Source organism: Nocardiopsis sp. NPDC055551 (genome assembly GCF_053619415.1).
Genome location: NZ_JBSHJJ010000003.1, coordinates 153,079 through 176,565, shown reverse-complemented (window position 1 = coordinate 176,565; position 23,487 = coordinate 153,079). Strand labels below are relative to the sequence as shown.

The window sequence follows — 23,487 nt, the reverse complement described above, 5'->3', positions numbered from 1 at the left end:
GGGCGCCCGGTGGACGTGATGGTCGTTCACCGGAGTGGATCGAAGGGGCGTAGTGCCTCGGGCGGATTGCCCGTGGCGACCGCTCGGGCCAACATGCGGCCGGTGGCCGGGCCCTGGGTGAATCCCCACATGCCGTGTCCGCCGGCCACGTACAGGCCGGGGATACGCGTCTCACCGATGATCGGGAGACCGTCCGCGGTGACCGGGCGCGACCCCACCCATTCGTCGGTGCGACCGGCCAGGTCGACCCCGGCCAGGTATGGTTCCGCCGATGAGGCGATCGCCGAGATGCGTCCCTCCGACATCGGGGCCTCGATGTCGCGGAACTCCATGGTTCCGGCGACCCTGAGTCCCTCCGCCAGTGGCGTACAGGCGACTCTGGCCTCCGGCAGGTAGAGCGGCCCGGGCACCGGTGTGTCGGTCGGCACGGTGAAGCTGTATCCGCGACCGGCCCGCAGTGGGACGGTGACGCCCCAGGGGCGGCCCTGACGGCCGAGCCAGGCGCCGGTGGCGACCACCACGGCGTCCGCCGTCTCGGTCTCGCCATGGGCGGAGCGGAGACGGAAACCGTCCCGGCTCGTCTCCACCCCGGTGACCCGGAACCCCTCGACGATGCTGCCCCCGCGGGAGCGCACGGCGTCGGCGAGCGCGTGGGTGAACAGACCCGGGTGAACGTGCCGTTGGTCGTTGATCCGGACGCCGGCGCGGACACTGTTCGAGACGAACGGGCTCTGTGCCCGGACGGCCTCCTGGTCCAGCGCCGTGTAGGACAAGGGGAGCCCCGAGGCCCGCATCTGGTCCAGCTCCATGAGGAGGTGGACGGCTTGCCTCTCGCTACTGAACAGCGCGGTGACCGGCGCGTCCTCGACCTTGGGCCCGTCCTGCATGCCCACGCCCGCCTCGACGAGTTCGGTGAAGGCGTCCAGGCTCACGGAGCTGAGCGGGGCGTTGCCGGTCAGCGCCCGCTCCCAGGTGGAGCGGCGGCTGTTGAACGCGAAGGAGGCCAGGAAGCCGAGCAGCCCGGTGTCGGTGGTCGGCGGGATGGACAGCGGGGACTTCGGGTCCAGGACCGCGCGCACCCCGTGGCCGAAGACCGACGGGTCGTTCAGCGGAATGGTCAGACCGGGCGCGATCCAGCCGGCGTTCCCCCACGAGGCACCGGAAGAGACCGTATCTCGCTCGACCACCGTGACCCCGACCCCGTACCGCTGGAGGAACCAAGCGGTCGACAGGCCCACGATCCCAGCGCCGACGACGATGACGGTACGCGGAACATCCGCGCCCTTCCCGGCCATGGTCTCTCCCTGTGCACGACGACAAGAGGGCGCGGTTCGCCCTCTGTTACCAAAGTGTGCCCTGGAACCTTGAGCCGCCCTTTGTCCGACACGCACAATCTCGACCTACGCTGAAGTCAGTTCGGAACAACGGAGGGGGCGCTGTGGTCCTTTTGGACCGGTTGGTCACCATCCTCGGCACCTATGGAACCAGGTTGGTCGGGTCGCGCCCCACCCCGGGCACTGTTCTACGCGGGGTGGCCCTGCATGACCCCGGTTCACCCGGCCGAGAGGAGGGGGACATCCTCTTGGCGGTGGGCGTGGACGACCCCTCGCTCGCGGTGGAGCTGGCCGAGCGCGCCGGTGCCGTGGCGGTGCTGGTGCGCCCCTCTGAGTCCGTCGAGGACCACGGAAGGGCCGAGGCCGCCGCGAACGCCCGCGAGCGGGGCGTGGCCCTGTTGGTCGTGGACTCGTCGGTGTCCTGGGGACAGGTGGCCGGCGTGGTCTACGGGCTGGTGTTGGAGGGCGGCGAGACCGAGGCGGGGCGCGGACCGGCGGACCTGCCCGCGCTCGCGGACACCATCTCGGAGCGGGTGGACGGGCCGGTGACCATCGAGGACCCGCGTTATCGCCTCCTGGCCTACTCGCAGCGGCAGACGGACGCGGACCGGGCCCGGTTGGACACCATCCTGGGGCGGCGGGTGCCGGACGAGCTCCAACGCCACATGGAACGCACGGGGGTGACCGCGCACCTGGTGTCCTCCTCCGAGCCGCTCCACCTGCCCCCGGAACCGGCTCTGGGCCTGGGTGGACGGACCACGGTGGCCGTTCGTGTGGGTCGCGAGTTCCTCGGCTCCCTGTGGGTCGTGTGCGATCGACCACTGGGGGAGGAACGCTCGGCGCTGCTGGCCGAGGGGGCCCGGACCGTGGCCCTGCACATGCTGCGCACCAGGGTGAGCGCGGATCTGGAACGGCAGGTGGAGTCCGATCTGGTGAGCCGTCTGCTGGAAGGCGCCATGGATCCCACGGAGGCGGCGGGAAGGCTGGGTTTGGCCGCGACGGCGCATCGGGTGGTGGCGTTACAGGCGCACACCCCCGAAGAGCGCCACTCCGCCACCCTGATGACGTTCGAGCGGGCCACCACCGGGTTCGGCTGGTCCCGTCCCGGTCGGAGCACGGTGTTCGGCAGCACCGTGTACACCGTGTTGCCGTGCGGACCCGATCCGGCAACCGCCCGTGAGTGGCTGAACTCGACCACGAGAGGCTTGCCCTCACACGTGACGGTGAACGCCGGCATCGGTGGCCCGGCGGATCTGGCGAGGTTGCCGTCCAGCCGTCGTGAGGCCGACGAGAGCCTCGCACTGCACGCCTCCCGGCCCGCCGACGTGGATCGCCCGGTACCGGCCTACGACGAGTCCTGGGACGAGGTCCTGGTGCACCGGCTGCGCATGGCGTCGTTGTCCGGGCGCCGACCCGCCGACGGTCCGGTCGCCGATCTCGTCGCGCACGACGCCGAGCACGGCACCCGGTACACGGAGACGTTGCGCGCCTGGTTGGGCGCCTTGGGCGACCCGAACGAGGCCGCCGGGGAACTCGGGGTGCACCCGAACACGGTCCGGCACCGGATGCGCAGGATGGCGGGGGTCGCCTCGTTGGCCCTGGACAGCCCCCGCGCCCGGTTGGCGCTGGCCATCACCCTTGAGGCCTACACGGAACCTCCCACCTGAGCGCCGGGGGTTCCCGTTCGGGCGCCGTCATGTCCTGCTTCTCGGGGCGCCCGAACACGCTCCGGAGGAGCCGAAGAATACGATCAGCCGTTCTTGACGACGATGGTCTCCACTGTGTTGGCGACGTGCTCGAAAGCGTCGGCGGCGGTCTCCAACTCCTCGATCACGTCCTTGAGCTTGAGCACGGTGAGGGCGTCGTACTCACCGCTGAAGAGCTTGGCGAGGAGCTTGCGGTAGATCCGATCGGCCTGGTTCTCCAGCTGGTTGATCTCGATCCAGTAACGGGTCAGGTCCTTCATCGTCCGCAGCCGCGGCATCGCCTCGGCGGTGAGTTCGGCGGCTCGTTCGAGCACCTCGATCTGGTCGATGATGCCCTTGGGGAGGCGTTCGAGGCCGTAGAGCCCGATGAGGTCGACGGCGGCCTCCATCGAGTCCATGACGTCATCGAGGTTGGAGGCGAGTCGGTAGATGTCCTCGCGGTGGAGCGGAGGTGCCGAACTCTTGTTGAGCCGTCGCATGATGGCGTGGGTGGCGTCATCGCCGGCGTGCTCACAGGCACGCATCTTCTCGGTGATGGCTTCCCGGTCGGCCCCGTCGCTCATCAGTTCCACCAGCAGGCGGGCCCCGATGACCAGGTTGTTCGCCGAGTCGGTGAACATCTCGTAGTAACTGTCATCACGCGGGCGCAAGCGCAGGCGCACGTCGTTCTCCCGATGGTGCGGTGGTCTTCCTTGGTGGATGTTAAGTGCGCTGATCAGCTACTTCAGCGCGACAGCGTGGGACTCGTCCGGGCTGGACCCTATATGGGGGAGGCGGGTCCGGCTCGGGTCACCCCTCGTTCATCTGCCTGTGTCGGTGCGAGGAACGCCATGGGACATGGGTTCCTTCGCAATCCTCCCAATCTCAACGACACCGGGACGCATCGGGACGCTACCGCGTCCAGGCTCCCGCCGGCCAGCCGTGCGTTGAGACAGGAATCACCTGGAAATGTGGAGATGGGACCACATCCCTCCCCCTTCGCCTTCGATGTCCACCTTGGAGGCAACCCCTCGACATGACAAGTGCCCCCCTGGTTCACCGGGGCGATGAGCGAGCGATCCGAATATCGGTCCTTACCCCCGTAGGCTTCGGGCATGCCTTCCGCGCTCACCCCGAGTTCCGTGCGGCGCCTGCGCGCCACCTTGGACGAACAACTCGCCGTCCTGGGCGAACCCGCCTTCCCCGGTTCGGACGAGGAGGCCGTGGCCACGTCCGCGCGGTTGGCCCTACGGCTGGAGGATCCGCCGAGGGCGCTGCTCAAAGCCGCCGTACGGTGCAGCCTGGCGGTGTTGGCCGACCGAATCCCGGGGCACAGCCTGGAGGTGCGGGTGCCGCCCTACGGGGCCGTGCAGGTGATCCAGGGCCCCAGGCACACCCGTGGCACCCCGCCCGGCGTGGTCGAGACCGACCCGCTCACCTGGCTGCGGTTGGCCCTGGGCCGGGTCGATTGGGAGGGTGCGGTCGACGGTCACGACGTGCGCGCCGGCGGAGTACGTTCCGACCTGTCCGGACACCTGCCCCTATGGACGGACGAATAGGGACGTTCGACCCCGGTTGATCGGCCACGGTCGACCAGCCGTTAAGCTGTGCGTGTGTCGTACTCCGACGGCCGGCTCTCCATGGACCTCGATCCGCTCGAACGCGGCCCGCAGGACGCCTGCGGCGTTTTCGGGGTCTGGGCACCCGGCGAAGAAGTCAGCAAACTCACCTACTTCGGTCTCTACGCGCTCCAACACCGCGGCCAGGAATCCGCGGGCATCGCCACCAGCGATGGAGAGCGGATCGTCGTCTACAAGGACATGGGACTGGTCTCCCAGGTCTTCAACGAGGCGACGCTCGACTCACTCAGAGGCCACCTCGCGATCGGTCATTGCCGGTACTCCACCACCGGGTCGCCGGTGTGGGAGAACGCGCAGCCGACGTTCTACACGGCACGCGAGGGAGGTCTGGCCCTCGGTCACAACGGCAATCTGATCAACACGGCGGAGCTGGCGGCGATGCTGCCCGACCAGCGTCGTGGCGCCACCACGGACACCGAGATCCTCACCAACCTGTTGGCGGCCCGGGCCAAGGACGGCCAGTCGCCGGACGACGCGGCCATGGATCTGCTCCCCCAGGTCAAGGGCGCCTACTCCCTGGTGTTCATGGACGAGAACAACCTGTACGCCGCGCGCGATCCCCAGGGCATCCGTCCGTTCGTACTGGGTCGTCTGGGCGAGACCTCCGGTGCGGGCGGCTGGGTCGTGGCCAGTGAGACCGCCGCGCTGGACATCGTCGGTGCCGAGTTCGTCCGGGAGATCGACCCCGGCGAGCTCCTGATCATCAACGGCGAAGGGGTCCGTTCCCGCCGGTTCGCCCCGGTCCAACGCAAGGGCTGCCTCTTCGAGTACGTCTACCTGGCCCGTCCCGACACCAGCATCACCGGGCGCAACGTCAACTCCACCCGGGTGGAGGTCGGTCGCCGGCTCGCCAGGGAGCACCCGGTCGACGCCGACCTGGTGATCCCGGTCCCCGAATCCGGAACCCCGGCGGCCGTCGGTTACGCCGAGGCCAGCGGTATCCCCTTCGCCCAGGGGCTGGTGAAGAACTCCTACGTGGGGCGCACCTTCATCCAGCCCAGCCAGACCCTGCGCCAGTTGGGCATCCGGCTCAAGCTCAACCCGCTGCGCGAGGTCATCGAGGGCCGTCGTCTGGTGGTCGTGGACGACTCGATCGTGCGCGGCAACACCCAGCGTGCCCTGGTGCGGATGCTGCGCGACGCGGGGGCCGCCGAGGTGCACGTGCGCATCTCCAGTCCACCCGTCCTGTGGCCGTGCTACTACGGCATCGACTTCGCCACCCGCGCCGAGCTCATCGCCGCGAACCTGTCGGTGGAGGAGATCGCCGAGTCCGTCAACGCGGACTCGTTGGCCTATGTGGACCTGGACGAGCTCATCGCCGCGTCCGAGCAGCCCAAGGACCAACTGTGCCGCGCGTGCTTCGACGGGGTGTACCCACTCCAGGTCGACGCCGACTCCCAGGGCAAGTACCTGCTGGAGAAGGCCTGCGGCACCCCCGAGGGTTCCACGCTGGCATCGAACCAGAAGTAGTCACGTGCGGCGGGCCCTCGCGCCCACCGCACGCTCATCTGTCCGGCCGGATCCTTCGGCGTGCCCTCGACAGGGGCGGCGGAACGAACCGAGCAGATCATCCGAATACACGAGGAGAACTCGCGTGGCAGCCGACAGCACAGGGACGACGGGCGCGTACGCGGCCGCGGGCGTCGACATCGCCGCCGGTGAGCGCGCCGTCGACCTGATGAAGCGTCACGTCGCGCGTACGCGCCGACCCGAGCAGGTCACCGACGCCAGCGGTTTCGCGGGCCTGTTCCGCCTGGACACGGCCAAGTACAAGGACCCGGTCCTGGCCACGTCCACCGACGGCGTGGGCACCAAGCTGATGCTCGCCCAGCAGATGGACAAGCACGACACCATCGGCATCGACCTGGTCGCGATGGTCGTCGACGACCTGGTGGTCAGCGGGGCCGAGCCGCTCTTCATGACCGACTACATCGCCACCGGCGCGGTGGTGCCGGAGCGCATCGCGGAGATCGTCGGCGGGATCGCCGAGGGTTGTCACCAGGCGGGCTGCGCGCTGGTCGGTGGGGAGACCGCCGAACACCCGGGGGCGATGGGGGCCGACGAGTACGACCTGGCCGGCGCCGGCACCGGTGTGGTCGAGGGCGACGCCATCCTGGGCCCGGACCGGGTCCGCGAAGGCGACGTCGTGATCGCGATGGGCTCGTCCGGTCCGCACTCCAACGGCTATTCGCTGGTGCGTCACATCGTGGACTCCGCCGGGTTGGACCTGCGCGCCGAGGTCCCGGAGCTGGGCGGTGTGCTGGGCGAGGTCCTGCTCACCCCGACCCGGGTCTACGCCAAGGACTGCGTGGCGTTGACCGAGGCGGTGGAGGTGCACGCCTACTCGCACATCACCGGCGGTGGTCTGGCGGCCAACCTGTCCCGGTCCCTGCCCGAGGGTGTGGAAGCCGAACTGGACCGTGCCACCTGGGCGCCGCTCCCGGTCTTCGATTACCTGGCCGACAAGGGCGGTGTCTCCCGCCAGGACATGGAGGCCACCTTCAACATGGGTGTGGGCATGGTGGCGGTCGTGGCGGAGGCGGACGCCGAGCGCGCGCTCCAGGTGCTCGCCGAACGGGATGTCCCGGCCTGGCGTCTGGGCACCGTGAAGAACGCCGCGAAGAACGGTGCCGGCCTCGCGACCCTGACGGGCGAGTACCGGCGAGCGTGAGGAAAACGGACGCGAATATAGCCGGTGCGAACCACCTGCGTGGTTCGCACCGGCTATATCCACCTGTCCGCGACGGCTTCCGATGGGAAGCCGTGGCCGCTACAGGTCAGCGATTGATTCCGAGCGACCTGAAAGTCTCGGCGACGTGTGACTACTTGTCGGAGTCCGAGTACTTATCGGCAAGATCCGCGTAACGGTCGACCAGGTCATCGTGAGGCTCAACGTAGGGATCGTCCGGACCCGACGGTCCGGAGGGAGACCCCTCATCCTCAGCGACACCCAGCTCCGACCGCAGCCGATCAAGGTCGGTCCCGCCGGTGCTGTACTTGAGCTTCCGGGCGACCTTCTGCTGCTTGGCCTTGGCTCGGCCGCGCCCCATTGGCTCGACCCCCTCAACGATTGGGTTCCGACGAACCCCAGATCACTTACTAACCCGCAGTACCAGGCTGATGGCCGTCAAACGCGACTGACGGCCGGCGCCAGCTTACGTACACACACAACCGTACCTGGTCGGACCGCGCCGTGCCTACGCCACCCGGGGGTGAGGGGTGTGGTGTATGCACGAAAGCCCGTCCTGTCAGGCGTTTCTCACGGTGAGTGTCAGAGGCAACGATCTGTGCCACGATGCGATCGTGCTGCCCTACACCGCGTACCTACGTGTCTACCAACCGATCGCGTCCTTCCCCCCGCGTGACCGAAGGTACTGGGAGGAATACGCCTCGTCCGAGGACAGGCCCAAGCGGATCAACGCCCTGGCCGCCGAACAGGCGGAGAACCTGGGGCGGACCATCGGCACTCCTCCGATCGTCGCTCCCGCCCAGGAGAGCGGGGACGCCTACCTGCGTCGGGTGGACGAGCGGTTGTACGTGTGCCCCTGGCAGACCCGCCTGCGTTGCTGGCGCTCCTTCGACGAGTTCGCCACGGACATGCCCAAGCCCCTCGTCGAGGCCTTCGTGCCCAGGCGGGAGGCGTCACGGGTGGAGACCGGCTACCGGCAGTGGCGCGAGTCTGGAGCGCAGACCAGGCCGTTCATCCTGTCGAGCACGTGGACGATACCGGTGCCGTGGTTCGTGCCCTTCGAACACCAGGAGCGTTGCCTGGTGCTGTCGGCCGACACCACCAGGACGTTGCTGTATCTGACGCACACCTCGCAGGCCCGGCGGCGGTTGGAGCACACGGTGACGATCCTGCGGGAGAACATCGGCGAACACGCGGTCTCGGGGTCGACCGAACGGCTCGTGGACTGGTTGGAGGCGGTCGCCCATCCCGACTCCCTACTGGAACTGGACTACGGGGGGCTGCCGCATCTGCTCAGCGACGACCACCTGAGCGAGGATCACTCGGTGGCGGAGATCTCCGACGCGATCGAGGCCTTGTCCAAGGGCGACGGGGGCCGCGTAGTGGAACTGCGCCAACGCATCACCCGACGTTGGAAGTCTGTGCGCGCCCTGGAGCACGCCAACTGAGGGTCATGGACCCATCAGGTTTTCGTGGACGGCCATGACGGTGTTGTCGTCATCCCAGGCCGGAAACGGTGGAACGCCACGCCGAAGCACAACCTGGTACACCAGGTTTCTCGCCCCGCACCGAACCTCTTTCCGCACGTGACGGCGTTGTGGAACCCGGTTCCATTCGCCCACGACATCAAGGGTAGTGAAACTGGGCATAACGCCCGATAGGGATCGACGTAGACTGTAGTGAGTCGGTTACCGAGTGCACTCTGAGTAATCGAGAAACCCTTGCCACACCGCGAATCCGCGTAACCCGACCCATTGGCCGAAGCGGACGAGCACTTGAGGCGCGAAACCGCCCATCTCCTTCCAGAAGGCGACCGATCAAGGGCTCCGCCCTCTCCCCCGAGCTCGGCATCCGGGTTTCGGTCAGGTCTGCCCTAGCACTTCGGGCACTCCGGATCGAGAAAAACGAGGCCTGAGAACGAAGTTTTGACCGAATACGCCACATGCCACTAAACGTGTCGCTAGAATCACTTAGCGTGACGCGATCACGGGCGGCTTTCGAGGGCCTCCCACGTGCAAAGTTGCTTGGAGTGGTCGCGTAATCACCTCGGGTGATGCCAGTATGGACTTAGACGACATACTGGACATCCGGGCCAAGTGCCAGGAAAAAGGCTCAAGGATCGGCACACAGATCCAGGAGGAGAGGCCGTACACATGTCAACTCGCACGCCCGAGGCGGAACCCCTGTTGACCCCCGCCGAGGTTGCCACCATGTTCCGCGTGGACCCCAAGACCGTGACACGCTGGGCCAAGGCGGGCAAGCTGACCTCGATCCGCACCCTGGGCGGCCACCGCCGCTACCGCGAAACCGAGGTCCGCGCTCTGTTGGCCGGTATCCCGAGCCAGCGTACGGAGTGATCTCCCCGGTCTGTGCCGATTCCGGGGGGAGCGGCCGGACGGGCTCCGGCCACTGAGGACAAGAAGTACCTGGGCGGGTCACCTAGACGGGGTGACCCGCTCATTCTCATGCGCTCGAAGGCCCGCCGGCGGGCCGCACAGGACGAATCCGACCAGGGACGACCTGGACCCTCGCCCTCGCCCACCCTGTCCGGAACGGGTCCCCCGAGTTCGACCGGAACACCGGTCGGATCAGTCCTCGATACGATCGTCCATCGCCGTGGTGCGCTTGCGGGCCAGGAAGGTCGCGGCCGCGCCACCACCCACCGCGACCACCGCGGCGGTGATCAACGCGGCGATCGAACTTCCGGTCGTCGCGAGGAGGCGACGGCTCGGAGCCGCCGCCTCCTCCTCGGGCTTCTCCCCGCGCTCGCCGCGCTCCGCGCGTTCGCCGCCCTCATCATCGCTCTCCAGCTCGGTCGTGTGGGTGGAACCGATCGCCCACGCGTCCGCGAAGTCGACCGCGAACCCGTTCTCGTCGGCGGGGTCTCCCACCTGGACCCACACGGTCAGGGCGGAGCGGACACCTTCGCCCCGCCACCCCTCCTGGTCGTCCTCGAAGCCGCTCTCATGCTCGATGAAGCGGACACTGACGGGAACTTCCTCGGCGGTCTCGCCATCGGCGTCGAGGACCTCCAGAGTGTCCTCGGCGGTGTACTCGCCCTCGAAATCGGGGATCGGCGCACCGAAGGCGGTCAACTCCCCGTACTCCAGGGTGGCCTCGGTCCGGCCGTCGTAGTCCGCGGCCGCGGTGGACCGCACGTCCTCAAGGGTGAACTCGATCGAGTTGCCGTCGGTGGAGACGTTCTCGGACCCATCCTCGCCGAGGATCACCACGTCCTCAGGGGTCGGGGACTCGCCGGGCGAGGGAGAAGGCTCCTCGAAGGGTGTGTCCGGGGTGGGTTCGTCGGCCTGCTGCCGATCCCGATCGGGTGGAGCCTGCGAGCCGTCGTTCTCGTTCTCCGCCGGGTCGTCCCGCGGGGCCGGGGACCCACCCTCGGAACCGTCCGAGGGGCTCGGGGAAGGCTCCTCCACACCGTCGGGCAGGTCGATCATGCCGAGGTCGACCAGATCCTCCACCCCGAGTCGGACCCGGGCCCGATCCACACTCGCCTGTGAGCTCGCGCCGGTCCCGTCCGCCACCATGGTCCGGCTCTCGCCCTGGACCCGCGCGTACCCGGCCAACGGGCCGAGGAGGGGATCCGCCGTGGACTCGTCCTGGCGTTCCCCGCCGAAACTGATCGCGGTGGAGTACCCGGTGACCAGATCGCCATCGGCCACCCAGGCCTGTGAACTGGCCCAGACCAGCGGACTCGCGGAGGCCGGGGCCGCGGAGGCCACACCGAACGCGCCCAGCGCCACGAACAGCGTTCCGCCGGCGATCAGTCGGCGGGCGGACGGTACGGCGGGAGTCACCACAACACTCCTGTTGTATCTGGGGGATGCCCGACCCGAGGGTCGGCGCCGCCCCGGCGACGATGCACCGGAACCGGGGACACGTTCCGACCTGGTGGCCGGGCGCGGTGTTTCGTGAAGATCCGAGGAGGGTCTCGAACCGGTCTGGGTGGGCGATCGGGTGGAAGCGGGTCGGATGGAACACCTGTGCGCATGGCGGTCCACACCGCGAGCCTAGCCCCTGGATCACGAAACGGAAACCGTTCCGCCGACGACGATGCCATGACCATGGGGTGACCGTCGGTGGACGCGGAGCGATCACGGGCCGGGTTCGGCGGGCCTTCGAGCGCAAGGAAGGACCCTGGGAACCACGGGGTTCCCAGGGCCCTCAGGACCATCCCACCATCAGTCGGTGGAACCGTCCGGGGCGACGGATCTCACTCAGCCCTCATCGGTCTCCTCGGCCGTGTCACCGTTCCTCTTCCGGCGACGGGCCAGGTAGGCGGCGGCGCCACCACCGGTGGCGAGCGCGACACCGGCGCCGATCAGGGCCGCGATGGGCGCGCCGGTGCGGGCCAGGTCCTCGTCCTTGCCCTGCTCACCGTCGCTCTTGTCACCGTCCCCGGGGTGCTCCTTGCCGTCGTCCTTCCCGTCGTCTCCTTCGCCGCCGCTGCCGCCCTCGTCACCATCACCTTCGTCACCGTCACCTTCGTCACCGTCGCCGTCGTCATCCCCGCCGTCCTCGCCGCCGTCGTCGCCACCGCCGTTGTCGTCGTCATCGTCGTCGCCACCGAGGTCTCCGTCGGTGGTGGCCGCGACGGCCTCCGCCAGGTAGAAGTCGATCCCGCCCAGGACACCGGCGTCGAACTCGGCGTAGAGGATGTTGAAGGCACCGTCCCAGACGACGTCCTCCGCGTACCGGTCGTCGAACTCGCCCTCGCCCTCCTCGTTGAGGACGGTGATGTCGATGCCCAGCTCATTGACGTTCTCCTGGACGGTGCCCGGGGAGAAGTCGGTGGTGTGGGTGCCGTCCCAGTTCTTGGTGACGGAGATGGTGGCGTCGTTGAACTCGACGTCGATGAGGAGGTCCTGGTCCTCGAAGGTCTCGACGGCGTCGTCTTCGGAGAAGGTGGTCACGTCGCCTTCGGAGGCCAGCAGTTCGGTGTCCGCCTCGCTCATGATGTCCAGGACGTCCTCCAGCGTCAGCCGGGCGTGGGCGCTGTTGACCGCGACGCTGGTGTGCGTGCCCGCTGCGTCCACCCGGACCTCGGTGTCGGCGTCGATGGTCAGGAAGCTCTCGGCCTGGAAGGAGTGGTTGTCCGCGGCCGAACCCTCCTGACCCTGCTGAGTGCCTTCCAGGTAGGTCTCCTCGCCATAGACCGAGGCGGTGCCGGAACCGTACAGAACGGTGTCGGCCTGGGCGGGCATGGCGGCGGCCAGACTCAGGGCGCCGAAACCGATGAAGGCGGCACTTCCCTGCAGGACACGACGCGCGGTGATGCTGTGGGTTCTACGCAAGACAATCCTCATTCGGATTCGTCCGACCCGGTTTCGGGTCGGCCTGGCCACGCGTTTCACCACCGAAAAGCGGGTGGGAAGGTCTCGGAACACGGAGTCGCGAGCCAGGATCGGTCGGGGGAGGGCGAGGGCGTTCAGAAGCTCTCTACCTGCGAGAACCGGAAGGATTCGACCTGGAGCCAAGGAGGGACAGGTGGCCGGTGAACCTTCGTGTTACTTCCCGGTTCTCTTTCGGGAGACTACTCACCGACAAAGATCAAATCACGAATGATAAGATCACGAACATATCACGATGACCATTCCATTGCACTGCGTGATCATCACCGAAGGAATGGGTGAAGTTTTATTAGGCCGGTAAACCTTCCCGAGTCGAGCGCGTCATTGGCGTTTCGACAAGGAAGGAAGCGCCCGAGAAAAGGGAAGAGGCCACAGAACTCCGCCACCTTTTCGTATAGCGATATCCTGAACTTTGTCCGGTTTCGGACCTTCGACATGGAACGTTCGTCCACCTTTGAGGGGGTACGGCCAGGTCTCGTCGACCCGCTAGGTTGTGGGCATGCTCGACTCCGCACCAACAGAGCGCCCGGGCCGTGTACGTGCCCTGGCCCTGCTCTCATTCGCGGTGCTGTTGACCGCGGCCTGTTCAGCACCCGCCGACGGTGCGCCGGACGGCGATCCCACGGCCGCCCCGCCTCTGCCGGGCCCCGAGGACGCGAACGGGGAGGACGGCGACGGTGGCGCCGACGACGGGTCCGCAGAGGGCCGGGACAGCGCGGCCGACAACGATGGCCCGCTGGGTGATCGGGTGGTGGTGATCGACCCCGGACACAATGGTGGCAACGCCCGGGCTCCGAGCGAGATCAACAGCCAGGTCGATGTCGGCAACGGCGAGAAGGCCTGCGACACGGTGGGGGCGGAGACCTCGGACGGTTACGCCGAACACGAGTTCAACTGGGAACTGTCGCTTCTGGTCCAGGAGCGGTTGGAGGCCGACGGGGTCGAGGTGATCCTCACCCGCGAGGACAACGAGAGCGTCGGCCCCTGCATCGACAGGCGAGCCGAGATCGGCAACGAGGGGGAGGCCGACGCCGTGGTGTCCATCCACGCGGACGGCGGCCCGGAGTCCGGTCGTGGATTCCACGTCATCACCCCCGGGGAGGTGCCCGGGTTGACCGAGGACATCGTGGAGCCCTCCGCCCTGCTCGCCGAGGACCTGCGACGCGAGTACCTGGAGGGCAGCGACATCCCCTACGCGGACTACCTCGCCGATGAGGGGCTGGACGAACGCACCGACCTGGGCGGGCTGAACCTGTCCACCGTGCCGAAGGTGTTCCTGGAGACCGGGAACATGCGCAACCCCGAGGACGCGGAACTCCTGAGCGACCCCGCCTGGCAGGAGAACGCCGCCGACGCCATAGCCACGGGTCTGGCCACCTACCTCATGCGCGGCTAGCGGACCCACCGGAAACGTTGCCGGTGTGACTCATGGGATCTCATCCCGGATGATCTTGCCTCTGGAAGCAAGATCCAGGGGGCAGGACGGACGACCTGGCGGCCGACGGTCCTTCTTCTTTCGGGCGCCGAAACGCCGAGGAGGCCCCGGTGGCACCGTGTGCCCCGGAGCCTCCTCACGTCCACGAGGGACGCGCCAGGCGAACCGATCCGCTCGATCCGGTCGACGTGATGGTCGAGCGGCGAACGATCAGCTCTCGGCGGTCGCGGCCTCGTCCACCTCGGCGTTGTTCTTCTTACGGCGGGCGAGGAAGGCGGCGGCGCCACCACCGGCGGCGACCGCGGCACCCGCGGCGATCAGGCCGAGGAGCGGGGAACCGGTCGTGGCCAGCGGCTCGGCGTCCTTGACGTCCGAAGCCGGCAGCGTGTCCTTGTCGCGCTCCCTCGGCGGGGTCTTGTCGTCGCCCTCATCGTCCTTGTCGCCACCATCGCCACCATCGCCGCCACCGGTGTCACCACCACCGTCGGTCGCACCGGTGGTGATACCCGCGGCGCTCTCGGCGAGCGGGTAGCCGTTCACGATCTCACCGTCGACGGAGAAGGCCAGGTAGAGGTTGGTGTAGGCGTCGTTCCAGAGGAAACCGGCGTCCTCGGTCTGGGCGACCCCCTGGTCGACGACCGGGACGAGGTCGATCACGACCTCCTCACCGTTGGCGAGGGTGGCGACCTCGTCCGGCACGGACAGGTTCCCCTCGAACGCGTGGTGGGAGACGTCGCCGTCCCAGCTCTGGGAAGTGCTCACTGTGGCACCGGTGACGGTGGCCTCGATGAAGACGGTGTCGCCACCATCGACGAGCTCGGAGTTCTCCTCGTTCAGCTCGATGACCTCGTCGGCCGCGTCGTCGGCGGTCGTGTCCACCGTGTCGGCGGCGCTACCGGCGTCGGCCTCGGGGGTCGGCGAGGGCTCGGGGCTCGGCGACGGCTCGGGGTCGGCGCCCGGGGCGGGAACCTCGGTGTCGCCACCGGGTTCGGCACCCTCCGAGGGCAGGTCCTCGGAGTCCTGCGAAGAGCCGTCGTCGCCGTCCTGGCCACCCTCGACGGGCTCGGCGTCCTCGGAGCCGTCGGTCTCGCCGTCCTCGTCCGTCTCGTCGGCCTCGCCGTCGTCCTCGGAGTCGTCCTCGTCGGTCTCCTCTTCCTCTTCCTCCTCGTCGTCCGCCTCGGGGTCGAGGATGTCCTCAAGGTCGTCGAGGGTGATGAGGATGCGGGCCGAGTCGACGACCGTGGTGGCACTGGCGCCCTCGGCGTCGACCGTGGCGGTGGTGGTGCCGTCGACGGTCAGCCAGCCGCCGATACCGCTGGAGAAGGAGTTGGAGACCGTCTGGTCCTGGGTGACGTACGTTTCCGAGACACCGTCACCGCCGACGGCGGAGGCGTATCCCCAGCCGTAGGTGTCCGCGTAGGCCGGCATCGCGGTAGCGATACCGAGAGCGCCGAGAGCGGCGAAGGCCGCGCCGCCCTGAAGCACACGTCGAGCACTGAAACGAGCGTTCTTCAAGATCAATCCTTTTCGGATCGTCCTGGCCCGAGGGGGATCGGGCCTGGCCTGGTCGGGATTTCCACCGCGGAAAAACAACGCGCGGGAAACCTCGCAGAGGCTTCGACCAGGGTCGGATATGGGGGATCGGACAGGGCACACAGAAGCCCTTGACCTGGCGCAACGAAGCACGGGATCGACTACGACCCGCGAAAGCCAGGGCCGGAAAAGCCGTTTTCTTCATGCTCGCCTGCTTGACAAGAACAATACACAAGCGACGGACAGGCGATCACGGAACCGGGTTTCAGAAAGGACACGATGACGATCGACAATCACCATTCGTGACGGAGTTCGACGAATTCCGTGATTCTTCGAGAATCGTGTGAACCGTTCGCCGACACGAGCGTCTTCCATAGAAGGGCCCGCCGCGGGCGCCGGTGGTTCACCGCCTTTCCGGTGTCTCGCGTCACCCCGCCGGCCGCTCGGCCACGTCGTTACCCGACCTTCTGCACGGAACGGGACTTACGTCCACACTCGGCCAGAAACACCGGACGGCATGGCGCGGGCCACTCCATCTCGGCATAATGCGGTCCATGAATCCCCCGGCCACGGCCCTCCCCGAACCCGAGTTCGACCTCGTCCTGCGCGGGTTCGACCGCACCCAGGTCGCCGACCTCATCGAACTGGGTCTACGCGCCCTCGTCTCACCCGAGTCGGTCACGATCTCCGCCGAGCGACTGCGAGAACTCTTGCGCGCTCCCGAGTTCGACGTGGTGTTGCGGGGGCTGGACCGCGGCCAAGTGCTGGACTACCTTGACCTGCTCGCCGACCGACTCGAAGGTCGACCGGATGGCCGACAGGACGGCAACCGACCACCCGCGGGCCCCTGACTCGGCCCCTTCGACCCGCATGAACTGCACAATGGGGACCATGCCTCTGACACCGGCGGACATCCGCAACAAGAAGTTCCACACGGTGCGCCTGCGCCCGGGCTACAACGAGGAGGACGTCGACGCGCTCCTCGATCGGATCGAGGCGACCCTGGTCGCCTTGGAGGGCGGGCCGCGCAAGGGGCCTCTGATCACCGCCGAGGAGATCCGCAACTCTCGCTTCCGCACCACCCGGATGAGTCCCGGGTACCGCGAGGACGAGGTGGACGACTTCCTCGACACCGTGATCGCCGACCTCGCCGGGCGTGGGTTGGGCCAGCCGGCGCCCCCGCCGCTGCCACCGCATCCGACCCAGGGTGATCCGAGACGATCCCCCACCGCGGCGCCCGGACGTCCCGGGGTGGGCGGTCCCGCTGTCGGCAGGCCCGGAGCGGGTGACCCTGGTGCCGGAGGGCCACCGGCCCCCCAGCCCCCGACCGGTCGGCCGGTGCCGTCGGGCCCCCGGATGGCCCCGGACGACATTCGCAACCAGCGTTTCGCCACCACCAGGCTGACCACGGGATACAACGAGCAGGAGGTCGACGATTTCCTGGACCGCGCCGAGTACACGCTGGGTGTGCTGCTCCAGGGTCGTCAGGACCGAGCCACTCTCACCTCGGGCGAGGTGGAACGGGCCCAGTTCGCCACCACTCGGGCCAGGCCGGGCTACGACCCCGCCCAGGTCGACCGTTTCCTGGACGTCCTCGCCGACGAACTGCGCCTGTACGAGCACCACTGACGAGCGCCCTGCGACACCCGCGCGGGAACACGCCGTCAGCGACACACCACGTCCAGGGAAGCGGAACGTAATATTCGAGTACAGGGAGTAGTCATCCCACGCCGCCGGCGGCTCCGGGAACAGTGAACCCGTGTCCACGGCGGCTTGAGGGGAGCAGCATGCAACACGCCACGCCGCCCGGAGCGCCCGCCCCGGCCTGCTCGGTCCACACGTTCCCCGGTCGCGCCACCATGTCCAGGAGCCACCACACACCACGGCCGACCTTCCTCAACGGTCCTGCGCCCGAACTGTGCGCCGAGGATTCCGAGGACCACGTGGTGCTGTCCCCCCGGCACCCCTGGGAACGGCCGCTGTTCGCCCTGTGCACGGTGGTGTCGGTGGCGATCATGAGCGGCCTGTTCCATCTGGTGTGGTCGATCTGGTCGCTCCCGTGGGCCGTTACGGCCTTGGGGGCGGCGCCGTTGGTGTGCTGGTGGGCGAGCGGTCTGAGGTACGCCCGTGAACGCGCGGAGTCGGTGCGTGTCTCCCCCACCCAGTTCCCCGAGGTGTACCGCGTGGTGGTCTCCCTCGCCCGGGAGATGGGGGCGCCCAAGGCTCCAGAGGCGTACGTGCGGCGCGGGGAGGCGTCAGCGCGCACCGACGCCTCCGGGCACGGGCTGCGCAGGTACCTGGTGCTTCCCGGTGCCCTGCTCGATGGTTCCGGCCGGCCGCGCGACCCCGACGCGATGGCGTTCCTGGTGGCCCACCAGATCGGGCACATCACCTCCGGGCACACCGGCTACTGGCAGCGCCTCGCGATCCTGGGGGCCGAACTCGTCCCGGGACTGGGCTCGTCGTTGGCTCGCACGCGGGAGTACACGGCGGACGACCACGGTCTGGCGCACGTGCCCGAGGGCGCTTCGGCGGTACGGCTGTTCGCGGGTGGATCGAATCTGTACACGCGGGTGAACCTGGGTGAGATGGCCGCTCGGGCGTCGGTCGACCGGGACCCCTCGTTGTTCGTGTACCACTTGCTGTCGCGGCGGCCGGGCAACGTCCGGCGGATGGCCGCGCTCCGGGACCGCAGCCGCAGAGGACGCGTTCTCCTGTGAGACCGGGACGGTCCGACCGCTCCCCCGCGCGTCGGGCCTCGCGGTCTCGCCGGGGCTCACCGGAGGTAGTAGGGCGTGCCCTCGGGATGGCGGGCCTTGTGGATGCGTTCCAGGATGCGGTCGGCCATGGGCGGTAGTTCCTCCTGGGCGAACCAGCCGACCTCCAGGCTCTCGTCGTCGTCCGCGCGGGCCTCACCGCCGACGGGTCGGCAGCGGAAGGCCAGATCGAGGAACTGCACCTGGTCGCCGTTGGGGTAGGTGTGCGGTTCCTGGGTGATCACGGTGACCAGGCGCTCCACCTCGATGCGCACTCCGGTCTCCTCCCACACCTCACGGACCACGGCCGGCGCCGGCTGTTCGCCCGGTTCCAGGATCCCGCCCGGGGTGGCCCAGCGACCGTCGTCGGAACGTCGGTGCAGGAGGACCTTGTCCTGGTCGAGCACCACCGCGGTCACCCCGACCAGGGGCAGCAGATCGTGGCCGACGTGTTCGCGCAGGCGCTTGAGGAAGTCAGGGACCGGCATCCTCCGACCGTAGCGCGTACTCCTCGTCGAGGATCGACATCAATACCGCGTCGTGCCATTCGCCGTCCCAACGCAGCTGCTTGCGCCACACCCCTTCACGGACGAACCCGGACTTCTCGTAGGAACGCCGCGCGTTGGTGTTGAAGTCGAACACCTCCAGCGCCACCCGGTGGAGCCCCACGGTCTCGAAGGCGTACTTCAGGACGGCGTCGGTGGCGGCCGTGCCATGACCCCGACCGGTGAAATCCATGCTGTGCAGGGCGATCCGGTAGCCCACCCCGGCGTTGTCCGGGTCGAAGTCGATCAGGGCGCAGTCCCCGACACAGGTGTCGTCGGCGTAGATGAGCCAGTCGGCCCGGTCGTGGTGGTCCGGGCGGCTCGCGGCGAAGGCACGCAGTTCTTCCTCGGTGAAGATCCGGTGGGTGCCGGTGAGACGACGCACCCGCGGATCGAGGTCGAGGATCGCCGGAACGAAGTCGTCGGCGTTCTCGGCACCGAGCGGGACGAGCCGCACTCCGCGTCCGTGGAGGGTGGGCTGTTCGCGGAAGAGGTCGGGAGGCAGCATGATGGGAATCCAAGCAGCGGGCCCTGGCACGGGCAACGGGTTTTCCAGGAGGTCCTGTTGGAGAGGGTCAGCTTCCAGACCGTCCGGGAGACCAACCTGCGGTCGGTGTTGGGGACCGTGCGGGAGTCGGCTCCGTGTTCTCGGGCGGCCGTCGCGGCGAACACCGGTCTGAACAAGACCACCGTCTCCAGCCTGGTCGCCGACCTGATGGAGCGTGGGCTGGTCAGGGAGACCGGGGAGACCTCTCAGCGCAGGGTGGGCCGGCCCGGGGTACTGCTCGCCTTGGACGACCGGTCGGTGGCGGCGGTGGGGCTGGAGGTCAACGTCGACTACCTCTCGGTGGTGGCGGTGGACCTGTTGAACCGCGGACTGGTGGAACGCCACGTCCCCTTGGACGCCCGGGCCGAGGGGGCCGAGGAGTGCGCTCGGAGGATCTCCGAGGCGCTGCGGGAGGTCGCGGGGGATCCCGCGTTACGGGGACGCCGCCTGGTGGGGGTGAGCGTCGCCGTTCCAGGGTTGATCGACGTGCCGTCGGGGGTGGTGACCCGGGCGCCGAACCTGGGGTGGCGGGACGTACCACTGGGGGACCTGGTCCGGGGTTCCCTGGACGGGGTTCCGGTGTTGGTGGACAACGACGCCGACCTCGGCGCGATGGCCGAGTTCCGGTTCGGTCCGTGCGCGGGCATCCCGGACCTGGTGTACCTGACCGGTGAGGTCGGCATCGGCGCGGGTGTGCTGACCGGCGGTGAGCTGGTGCGCGGTTCCGGTGGGTGGGCCGGGGAGGTCGGGCACCTGGAACTGGAGCCGAACGGCCCGGAGTGCTCCTGTGGTCGGCGGGGTTGTCTGGAGGCTCTCGCCGGTGTGGGGGCGATCCTGCGCGAAGCGCTGCCCGGCTCTTCGGGGGGCGACGTCGCCGGTCTGGTCGCGTCGACGGTGGAGCGCGCCGAGGCGGGTGATCCCACCACTCTGGGCGCGTTGGAGCGGGCGGGCGAATGGCTGGGCCGTGCGGTGGCCGTGCTGGTCAACGTGGTCAACCCGGGCGCGGTGGTGTTGGGCGGTTACTTCGTACCGCTGGCGCCGTGGTTGCTCCCACGGTGTCGAGAGGCCGCGTTGGCGCGGTCCTTCGCCCCCGACGCGGGCGGTTGTCGAGTGGAGCCTTCGGATCTGGGGATGAGCGCGGCGGCCCGGGGTGGCGCCGCGGTGATGATCCACTCCCTGGAGACGGGAGACCTTCCGCTGCCCCGTTGACAATTAGTTGTGACTCTAGACAAACTGATCGCGTCCGGCCTCGGACCGACACCCCCCAGGAGCGCAGCCATGTCCGATCACCAGCCCACCCCAGAGGACAACTTCACCTTCGGTCTGTGGACCGTGGGATGGCAGGGCGTCAACACCTTCGGTGACGCCGTCCGCCCCCCGCTCGACCCCGTGGAGGCGGTCCGCCGCCTGGCCGAACTCGGCGCGCACGGCATCACCTTCCACGACGACGACCTCATTCCGCGCGGCAGCAGCACCGCCGAACGCGACGCGATCGTCGCCCGGTTCACCGCGGCCCTGGAGGAAACCGGGATGACCGTGCCGATGGCGACCACCAACCTGTTCTCCCACCCGGTGTTCCGGGATGGCGGCTTCACCTCCAACAGCCGCGACGTACGTCGATACGCGCTGCGCAAGGTCATCCGCAACATCGACCTGGCCGCCTCACTCGGTGCGCGGACCTACGTGTGCTGGGGCGGCATGGACGGCGCCGAGTCCGAGGCCGGCAAGGACGACCACGCCGCCCTCGACCGTCTCCGAGAGGCCTTCGACCTGCTGTGCTCGTACGTGCGCGATCAGGGCTACGACCTGCGTTTCGCCATCGAGCCCAAGCCGAACGAGCCGCGTGGCGACGTCCTGCTGCCCACGGTCGGCCACGCCTTGGCGTTCATCAGCAGCCTCGAACACTCCGAGATGGTGGGGGTCAACCCCGAGGTCGGCCACGAGCAGATGGCCGGACTCAACTTCGTACACGGCGTCGCCCAGGCACTGTGGGCGGACAAGCTGTTCCACATCGACCTCAACGGTCAGCGGGGCGTGAAGTACGACCAGGACCTGCGCTTCGGCGCGGGCGACCTGAAGGAGTCGTTCTTCCTGGTCGACCTGTTGGAGCGGGCCGGTTACGCGGGCCCCAAGCACTTCGACTTCAAGCCGCCGAGGACCGAGGACATGTCCGGGGTGTGGGAGTCCGCCGCCGCGTGCATGCGCAACTACCTGATCCTCAAGGACAAGGCCGCGGCGTTCCGCGCCGATCCGGCGGTGGCCGTCGCCCTGGCCGAGGCCCGGGTGCCGGAACTGTCCGAGTCCACCCTGTCCCCCGGTGAGAGCGTCGCCGACCTTCTCAAGGAGGACCTGGACCTGGATGAGGTGGGCCGGCGCGGCTATCACTTCGAGCGCCTGGACCAACTGGCCCTGGAGCACCTGCTCGGCGTGCGCTGAGCCGTTCCGTACCTCCGTGTGAGCCCGCCACCGATCGATCGGTGGCGGGCTCGCGATGCCCGAAAGACCCACCCCCGACGTCACCAAGTCGACGTGCCATCTCGGCCAGGGAAAGGGAGGGTTCGTAGCCTTCCCGTTTCGCGTCGTCCGCGAGACGGTTGAGCCATCTCTCCTCTTCGGCCCACCCGTTGGTCTCACCGCCCCGCTGTTCATCCATGGATTCCCGCGACCACGGTCCTTCCGGTCAGTCGGTGCCGCCGTATGTGGTGTCGTAGACCTTTGCGAAGGCACGTGCCCGACGCAGGCCGCGTTTGTGGGCGGGGCCCATGAACACGGCGATCACCATGACGAACAGGCCTCCGGCGAGCATGACGACCGGCACCCAAGACGGACCACCCGAGAGGAACCGCAGGATCCCGTTGGCCACGTTGATCCCACCGACCAACAGGAACAGACCGACCAACAGCCCCGGCGAGACCCTGTTCTCCAGGATCCGATCGGCCTGGATCCTGGCGATCCGGTCCACGTCGGGGTGCCCCGAGAGCTCGCCCGAACGTTGTAGGGACCGGGCCTCGCGCACGTCCGCGGGTTCGGTGTCGGGCGGCAGGACCCGGCCACGTCGAACGGAGGCGGCAGCGGTGGCGGCGATGGTGACGACCAGTCCCACCGCGAGCGCGGTGAACAGGGCGACCACCAGGATCAGGGGCACCAGGCCGAAGCCTCCGCCGCCGACGACGAAGCCCGCGACCATGGCGAGCAGGAAGGTGACGCCTCCCCAGAGGCCGGCCCGGCGGCCGTAGCGGCGTGGGTCGTTCTGGGCTCGGATCTGGAAGCGGATCAGGGCGTCGGAGAGGGCGCGGGAAGTGGACATGGGGGGTGTCCCTGCTCATGGGCGCGCCCGGACCGAACACGGATGACCGTGTCACGGCCCCGGGCGTGCGTGACCGACCGTTGGAGGGCCGTGGTGGCCCCGAGGTGGCGACCACGGGGCCTCGACGGGTTCGAGTGGCGGCTAGCCGGCCTGCCGTTTGGCCTCCAGGGCCTCCATCGCCGCGATCGCGGTGGCGACGGTCTGGTGGACCGGAACCTGACGATGCAGGCCGACCAGGCGGACGACCTTGGTGACTCGTTCGTTCAGAGCGGCCAACGACAGTGAACCGTTCTGCTCACGAACGGTCCGGTAGGCGTTGATGATGACGTTCAGCCCGCTGGAGTCCATGAAGTCCAGCGCGGACAGGTCCAGGATGAGCCACGGACCGTGGTCCTCGATCGTGGCCCCGATGTGTTCCTGGAGGTCTGCGGCGGTCGCGATGTCGAGTTCTCCCTCGATCGCGACGATCACGCTGCGGCTTTCGACCCGCGTGCTCAGTCCGAGCCTGTGCACGTTCACTCCTCCCGGCCCCACGTTCAGATGGTGAGGGGTCCCTCGCTTAACCATACGCAGCCCGACCGGGTACGACCACCGGGCCCGGCTCCACTCCCACAGAGCCGATCCGGTGCGGAGGGTTCCCTCGTGCCCGA

General features: G+C 68.5%; 22 protein-coding genes. 12 read left to right on the top strand and 10 right to left on the bottom strand.

Annotated elements, in window-relative coordinates; translation table 11 throughout:
• Positions 1-26: 26 nt before the first annotated feature.
• Positions 27-1,295: an NAD(P)/FAD-dependent oxidoreductase gene (locus ACWGSK_RS07130; RefSeq protein WP_358503701.1), complete on the bottom strand. Its 1,269-nt coding sequence runs from the start codon at positions 1,293-1,295 to the stop codon at positions 27-29.
• Between the two features lie 143 nt (positions 1,296-1,438).
• On the opposite strand from ACWGSK_RS07130, the gene ACWGSK_RS07125 reads away from it, so the two are divergent.
• Positions 1,439-3,001, top strand: coding sequence for a PucR family transcriptional regulator (locus ACWGSK_RS07125; protein WP_452455430.1), 1,563 nt, complete (start codon positions 1,439-1,441; stop codon positions 2,999-3,001).
• A gap of 83 nt (positions 3,002-3,084) precedes the next feature.
• On the opposite strand, the gene ACWGSK_RS07120 is transcribed toward ACWGSK_RS07125, so the two are convergent.
• Positions 3,085-3,702, bottom strand: a complete 618-nt coding sequence (locus ACWGSK_RS07120; RefSeq protein ID WP_067600200.1) for a DUF47 domain-containing protein — start codon at positions 3,700-3,702, stop codon at positions 3,085-3,087.
• 432 nt (positions 3,703-4,134) lie between these two features.
• On the opposite strand from ACWGSK_RS07120, the gene ACWGSK_RS07115 reads away from it, so the two are divergent.
• From ACWGSK_RS07115 to purM, 3 genes are all read left to right on the top strand, one after another.
• Positions 4,135-4,578 (top strand): sterol carrier family protein, encoded by a 444-nt coding sequence (locus ACWGSK_RS07115; protein ID WP_358503708.1) that lies wholly within the window; start codon positions 4,135-4,137, stop codon positions 4,576-4,578.
• A 54-nt stretch (positions 4,579-4,632) separates the two neighbouring features.
• Positions 4,633-6,129 (top strand): amidophosphoribosyltransferase, encoded by a 1,497-nt coding sequence (gene purF, locus ACWGSK_RS07110; RefSeq protein WP_452455429.1) that lies wholly within the window; start codon positions 4,633-4,635, stop codon positions 6,127-6,129.
• 124 nt (positions 6,130-6,253) lie between these two features.
• Positions 6,254-7,330, top strand: coding sequence for a phosphoribosylformylglycinamidine cyclo-ligase (purM, locus tag ACWGSK_RS07105; RefSeq protein ID WP_358503714.1), 1,077 nt, complete (start codon positions 6,254-6,256; stop codon positions 7,328-7,330).
• 151 nt (positions 7,331-7,481) lie between these two features.
• On the opposite strand, the gene ACWGSK_RS07100 is transcribed toward purM, so the two are convergent.
• Entirely contained in the window at positions 7,482-7,709 is a 228-nt protein-coding gene (locus tag ACWGSK_RS07100; protein ID WP_358503717.1) for a DUF3073 domain-containing protein, read from the bottom strand.
• Between the two features lie 253 nt (positions 7,710-7,962).
• Between ACWGSK_RS07100 and ACWGSK_RS07095 the strand changes: the two genes are divergently transcribed.
• A complete protein-coding gene (locus ACWGSK_RS07095) occupies positions 7,963-8,796 on the top strand; it encodes a hypothetical protein (RefSeq protein ID WP_358503720.1) in 834 nt (277 codons plus the stop codon).
• Positions 8,797-9,501: 705 nt separating this feature from the next.
• On the top strand, positions 9,502-9,705 hold the full coding sequence (gene bldC, locus ACWGSK_RS07090) for a developmental transcriptional regulator BldC (protein WP_013155387.1): 204 nt from the start codon (positions 9,502-9,504) through the stop codon (positions 9,703-9,705).
• 231 nt (positions 9,706-9,936) lie between these two features.
• On the opposite strand, the gene ACWGSK_RS07085 is transcribed toward bldC, so the two are convergent.
• Both ACWGSK_RS07085 and ACWGSK_RS07080 read right to left on the bottom strand, forming a co-directional pair.
• Positions 9,937-11,160 (bottom strand): hypothetical protein, encoded by a 1,224-nt coding sequence (locus ACWGSK_RS07085; RefSeq protein ID WP_452455428.1) that lies wholly within the window; start codon positions 11,158-11,160, stop codon positions 9,937-9,939.
• 420 nt (positions 11,161-11,580) lie between these two features.
• A complete protein-coding gene (locus ACWGSK_RS07080; RefSeq protein WP_452455427.1) occupies positions 11,581-12,657 on the bottom strand; it encodes a DNA primase in 1,077 nt (358 codons plus the stop codon).
• 556 nt (positions 12,658-13,213) lie between these two features.
• On the opposite strand from ACWGSK_RS07080, the gene ACWGSK_RS07075 reads away from it, so the two are divergent.
• The gene (locus ACWGSK_RS07075; protein ID WP_452455426.1) at positions 13,214-14,110 is read left to right on the top strand and encodes an N-acetylmuramoyl-L-alanine amidase; all 897 of its coding nucleotides are present in this window, start codon (positions 13,214-13,216) and stop codon (positions 14,108-14,110) included.
• 249 nt (positions 14,111-14,359) lie between these two features.
• Here ACWGSK_RS07075 and ACWGSK_RS07070 read toward each other — a convergent pair whose 3' ends face one another.
• The gene (locus ACWGSK_RS07070; protein WP_452455425.1) at positions 14,360-15,664 is read right to left on the bottom strand and encodes a hypothetical protein; all 1,305 of its coding nucleotides are present in this window, start codon (positions 15,662-15,664) and stop codon (positions 14,360-14,362) included.
• Between the two features lie 572 nt (positions 15,665-16,236).
• On the opposite strand from ACWGSK_RS07070, the gene ACWGSK_RS07065 reads away from it, so the two are divergent.
• The 3 genes from ACWGSK_RS07065 (at position 16,237) to ACWGSK_RS07055 (ending at position 18,402) form a co-directional block, all read left to right on the top strand.
• Positions 16,237-16,533, top strand: a complete 297-nt coding sequence (locus tag ACWGSK_RS07065; RefSeq protein WP_358503734.1) for a hypothetical protein — start codon at positions 16,237-16,239, stop codon at positions 16,531-16,533.
• Between the two features lie 31 nt (positions 16,534-16,564).
• Positions 16,565-17,311 carry a DivIVA domain-containing protein gene (locus ACWGSK_RS07060; RefSeq protein WP_452455424.1) on the top strand — a complete coding sequence of 249 codons (747 nt, stop codon included), beginning with the start codon at positions 16,565-16,567 and terminating at the stop codon, positions 17,309-17,311.
• A gap of 158 nt (positions 17,312-17,469) precedes the next feature.
• Positions 17,470-18,402 carry a M48 family metallopeptidase gene (locus ACWGSK_RS07055; protein ID WP_452455423.1) on the top strand — a complete coding sequence of 311 codons (933 nt, stop codon included), beginning with the start codon at positions 17,470-17,472 and terminating at the stop codon, positions 18,400-18,402.
• 56 nt (positions 18,403-18,458) lie between these two features.
• On the opposite strand, the gene ACWGSK_RS07050 is transcribed toward ACWGSK_RS07055, so the two are convergent.
• Positions 18,459-18,926 carry an NUDIX hydrolase gene (locus ACWGSK_RS07050; RefSeq protein WP_358503743.1) on the bottom strand — a complete coding sequence of 156 codons (468 nt, stop codon included), beginning with the start codon at positions 18,924-18,926 and terminating at the stop codon, positions 18,459-18,461.
• Positions 18,913-19,491, bottom strand: coding sequence for a GNAT family N-acetyltransferase (locus ACWGSK_RS07045; RefSeq protein WP_452455422.1), 579 nt, complete (start codon positions 19,489-19,491; stop codon positions 18,913-18,915). Before ACWGSK_RS07045 ends, ACWGSK_RS07050 begins: the two co-directional genes overlap by 14 nt.
• A gap of 57 nt (positions 19,492-19,548) precedes the next feature.
• On the opposite strand from ACWGSK_RS07045, the gene ACWGSK_RS07040 reads away from it, so the two are divergent.
• Together ACWGSK_RS07040 and xylA are read left to right on the top strand one after the other, a co-directional pair.
• Positions 19,549-20,739 carry an ROK family protein gene (locus ACWGSK_RS07040; RefSeq protein ID WP_452455421.1) on the top strand — a complete coding sequence of 397 codons (1,191 nt, stop codon included), beginning with the start codon at positions 19,549-19,551 and terminating at the stop codon, positions 20,737-20,739.
• A gap of 69 nt (positions 20,740-20,808) precedes the next feature.
• Positions 20,809-21,966 (top strand): xylose isomerase, encoded by a 1,158-nt coding sequence (gene xylA, locus ACWGSK_RS07035; protein WP_452455420.1) that lies wholly within the window; start codon positions 20,809-20,811, stop codon positions 21,964-21,966.
• 244 nt (positions 21,967-22,210) lie between these two features.
• Here xylA and ACWGSK_RS07030 read toward each other — a convergent pair whose 3' ends face one another.
• Together ACWGSK_RS07030 and ACWGSK_RS07025 are read right to left on the bottom strand one after the other, a co-directional pair.
• Entirely contained in the window at positions 22,211-22,837 is a 627-nt protein-coding gene (locus ACWGSK_RS07030) for a hypothetical protein (RefSeq protein ID WP_452455419.1), read from the bottom strand.
• A 141-nt stretch (positions 22,838-22,978) separates the two neighbouring features.
• The gene (locus ACWGSK_RS07025; protein WP_358503762.1) at positions 22,979-23,350 is read right to left on the bottom strand and encodes an STAS domain-containing protein; all 372 of its coding nucleotides are present in this window, start codon (positions 23,348-23,350) and stop codon (positions 22,979-22,981) included.
• Positions 23,351-23,487: the final 137 nt, after the last annotated feature.